Below are 2,142 nucleotides of genomic sequence, written 5' to 3'. Positions count from 1 at the left end.
AGATGTGTATAAGAGACAGGAATACCACAATGCCCACCTCATTAGCGAATGGTCGATACGAATTAGGGGAGCTTATTGGCCGTGGCGGCATGGCAGAAGTGCGTGTTGCTGTTGATAAGCGCTTAGGTCGTACAGTTGCTGTGAAAATTATGCGTTCCGATTTAGCGAACGATGAGATTTTCCTTTCGCGATTCCGCAGGGAAGCGCATGCCATTGCGCAGATGAACAATCCTAATATTGTGAATATTTATGATTCTGGAGAAGAATCTGTTATAGCAGAAAATGGCTTAGAAGAGCGTTTACCGTATCTTGTAATGGAATACATTAAAGGTAAAACATTACGCGATATTCTAAAAATGAATGGAGCTTTAAGTCAGAGAGACGCTGAACAAGTTATGCTTGGCGTGCTCAATGCTTTAGAGTATTCGCACAGAATGGGTATTATTCACCGCGATATTAAGCCTGGAAATATTATGATTTCTGAACAAGGCTTAGTAAAAGTCATGGATTTTGGAATAGCTAGAGCTCTTGATGATTCTGCAACAACTATGACACAGTCTCAAGGTGTTGTTGGAACAGCACAATATTTGTCTCCAGAGCAGGCTCGTGGTGAACAAGTAGATATGCGCTCTGATTTGTATTCTGCAGGGTGTGTGCTGTATGAAATGCTAACTGGACGTCCTCCTTTTATTGGAGATTCAGCTGTTGCCATCGCATATCAGCATGTTTCGGAAGTGGCGACACCTCTTAGCACACTTGTTCCAGGCATGCCTGCTATGTGGGACAAGATTTGTGCTAAAGCAATGGCAAAAGATAGACAAAATAGATATGCCACAGCATCAGAGTTTAAGAATGACATTCTAGCGTTTATGAACGGTGGAGTGCCTGTTGCAGCAGCGTTTAATCCATTGACTGATTTAGCTAATATGAAGGCGCGTAAGCAGGCTGAACAGAATGCTGCAACTATGGCTATGGGCATGACAGATGGTGCTGCAACTCAATCGTTTAATCCTATTACTGGTCAAGTTGAATCTGCAAATATTGCATTTTCTCCTAGCACGCGCGCGTCACAAAGAGCAACAATGCAAGCGCAACGTCGTAAACGAGTAGTAATCGGATCTATAGTTGGAGTATTAGTAACAGTATTAGTTCTTCTGGGTGTGCTGTTTATGCTCAACCGAAGTCGTGCTACTGGAGATGTTGTAGTTCCAACATTTATGGAGACAACAACGCAGGATGCTGCTCGTGAAAAGTTGCGTGCACTTGGTTTGGTTCCAGATATTCGTGAAGATGATCATTCTTCTCAACCTGAGGGAACTTTTACTAAGCAATCACCGCGTGGAGGTGAGCATGTTGCTTCTGGATCCAAGGTGACTGTATGGTTCTCGGTTGGACCACAATCAACTCGCGTGCCAGATGTAAGTGGTAAAACGCAAGAAGCTGCTCGTAAAATGCTTGAGCGTGCTGGGTTTAAGATTGCTAATGTTCGAGTAGAAGATAGTGCAGATATTAAGAAAGATCATGTAACTCGCACAGATCCTGACGCAGATTCGTTTGCTGATAAGGGTACATTAATTACTTTATATATTGCATCCGGCTTAACTAAAATTCCTGACGGTCTTGTTGGTCAAAGCAAAGACATTGTGGTTAGCCAATTAGAGAATTTTGGTTTTACTACGGATGTAGTTAAGGAAGATTCAGATAATGTGCCTGAAGGTTCTGTAACTCGACTAAATCCGTCGTCTGGTTCCTCTGTTAAACCACACAGCTCTATTACTGTGTACGTTTCTCAAGGTGCTTCGAAAGTTGAAGTTCCTAGTATAGATCTTGGTACTGTTACCTTCAAACAGGCGAAGAAAATACTTGAAGCAAAAGGTTTGAGAGTAGTATCTGATTCAATGGCAAAAGATGACGATATAGTCATGAGCATGTCTGAGGAAGCAGGAAGCAAGGTTGAGAAGGGCAAAGCGATTACATTAGTTACACGTCCAAGCCTTGGTTCTTCGTCTGATTCAGACTGATTTAGATTTGTGTTAGATTAAGTCTGTAAAAATAATGTATATGCTGCTTGTTCTACAAGAAAAGTAGAGCAAGCAGCATTTTTGTATCTCTAATGTTTGTATCTCTAATAAAATCCATATA

It is taken from the genome of Gardnerella sp. 30-4 (assembly GCF_001641215.1).
Lineage (GTDB): Bacteria > Actinomycetota > Actinomycetes > Actinomycetales > Bifidobacteriaceae > Bifidobacterium > Bifidobacterium leopoldii.
The sequence above is the reverse complement of the archived record's forward strand: the minus strand, read 5'-3'. Positions refer to the sequence as shown.